Below are 1763 nucleotides of genomic sequence, written 5' to 3' on the forward strand. Positions count from 1 at the left end.
AGTGCTTCGGTCTTCAGGCCGGGGGTGAAGGCCCGCTCGGGAAGGCCGCTTCGCGGTCTGAGCGTGTTCTAGGCCGGGTGTTCCTGCTGCTCGATGTACTGGCGGAGCATGGTCAGCGGCGCCCCGCCGACGGAGCCTGTGAAGTACGACGCGGACCAGAGCCGGTTGGCCCGCCAGTAGTGCTGGGCGAGTTCGGGGAACTCCTGCCGCATCCTGCGGGACGAGACGCCCTTGAGGCTGTTGACCAGTCGGGCGAGTGCGATCTTCGGTGGGAAGTTGACGAGCAGGTGGACGTGCTCACTCTCGCCGGTGAATTCGGCCAGTTCGACGTCGAAGTCTGCGCACACCGCTCGCGTGATCTCTTCGAGCCGGGTCAGGTGCCTGTCCTCGAACACGCGGTGCCGGTACTTGGTCGCGAAGACCAAGTGGGCGTGGAGCACGAAAACGCAGTGCCTGCCAGTGCGAATGTCGAGGTCGGAAGCCGTAGACCAAGTGTACGATGGTGGGGTGCGGCTTCGGTACAACTACCGCTTGGACCCGTCGCCGGGCCAGGTGGCGGCGTTGTCCCGGGCGTTCGGCTGTGCCCGGGTCGTGTTCAACGACGGGCTGAGACTGCGGCAGGACGCCCGCGTGGCCGGGCTGGCCTACATCTGCGACGGGGAGTTGTCCCGGCGGATCCTCACCGAGGCGAAGCGGACCCCAAAGCGGGCATGGCTCGGCGAGGTGTCCGCCGTGGTGCTCCAGCAGGCGCTGGCCGACCTGAACACCGCCTACCGGAACTTCTTCTCCTCCCTGTCGGGGAAGCGGAAAGGCCGGAAGGTCTCCCCGCCGCGGTTCCGGTCACGGAAGGACAACCGGCAGGCGATCAGGTTCACGAAGAACGCCCGGTTCACGGTCACGGCGGGGCGGAAGCTGCGCCTCCCGAAGATCGGGGATGTGGCGGTGCGCTGGTCGCGGGACCTGCCCGCCGAACCATCGTCGGTGAGCGTGATCCGGGATGCGGCGGGACGGTATTTCGCGTCGTTCGTCGTGCGGACGGCGAACGAGCCGTGGGCGGAGGTCGAGGCCGAGGTGGGCATCGACCTGGGTCTGGCGCACTTCGCGATCCTCTCGGATGGCACGAAGGTCACCTCACCGACGTTCCTGCGCCGCGCGCACCGCAAGCTGCGCAGGTTGCAGAAAGAACTGTGCCGTAAGAAGAAGGGCAGCGGTAACCGCAGGAAAGCCGTTGTCAGGGTAGCCCGCGCACACGCGCAGGTGGCCGACACCCGGCGGGACTGGCAGCACAAGCTCTCCACGGCGATCATCCGCGAGAACCAAGCGGTCTACGTCGAGGATCTGTGTGTCACCGGTCTTGGCCGGACCCGGCTGGCGCGGTCGGTGCACGACGCGGGCTGGTCCCAGTTCGTCGGCATGCTGGAGTACAAGGCCGCCCGGTACGGTCGGACGTTCGCGAAGGTGGACAGGTTCTTTCCGTCGTCGCAGGTGTGTTCGGCCTGTGGGGTGAAGGACAGCCCGAAGCCGCTGGACGTGCGGGGATGGTCGTGCCCGGCCTGCGGCACCGTCCACGACCGGGATGTGAACGCGGCCCGGAACATCCAGACCGAAGGACGCAGGGTCGCCGCCGGACAGGCGGAGACCGTACACGCCCGTGGAGTGCGAGTCAGACCGGCACCTGTGCCGGCATCGCGCCGCGAAACGGGAACCCGCCAGAAGCTCACGCCCACAGCGGCGTAGCAGGCTGGAATCTCCACCCTTCAGGG

2 protein-coding genes are annotated in these 1763 nt (G+C 67.6%); one reads left to right on the top strand and one right to left on the bottom strand.

Annotated elements, in window-relative coordinates; genetic code table 11:
- Positions 1–68: 68 nt before the first annotated feature.
- On the bottom strand, positions 69–524 hold the full coding sequence (gene tnpA / locus MXD59_RS25850; RefSeq protein ID WP_248827173.1) for an IS200/IS605 family transposase: 456 nt from the start codon (positions 522–524) through the stop codon (positions 69–71).
- Here tnpA and MXD59_RS25855 point away from each other — a divergent pair.
- Positions 508–1737: an RNA-guided endonuclease InsQ/TnpB family protein gene (locus tag MXD59_RS25855; protein WP_248827174.1), complete on the top strand. Its 1230-nt coding sequence runs from the start codon at positions 508–510 to the stop codon at positions 1735–1737. The two genes, tnpA and MXD59_RS25855, sit on opposite strands and share 17 nt — an antisense overlap.
- Positions 1738–1763 lie beyond the last annotated feature (26 nt).

It is taken from the genome of Frankia umida (assembly GCF_023242945.1).
Lineage (GTDB): Bacteria > Actinomycetota > Actinomycetes > Frankiales > Frankiaceae > Frankia > Frankia umida.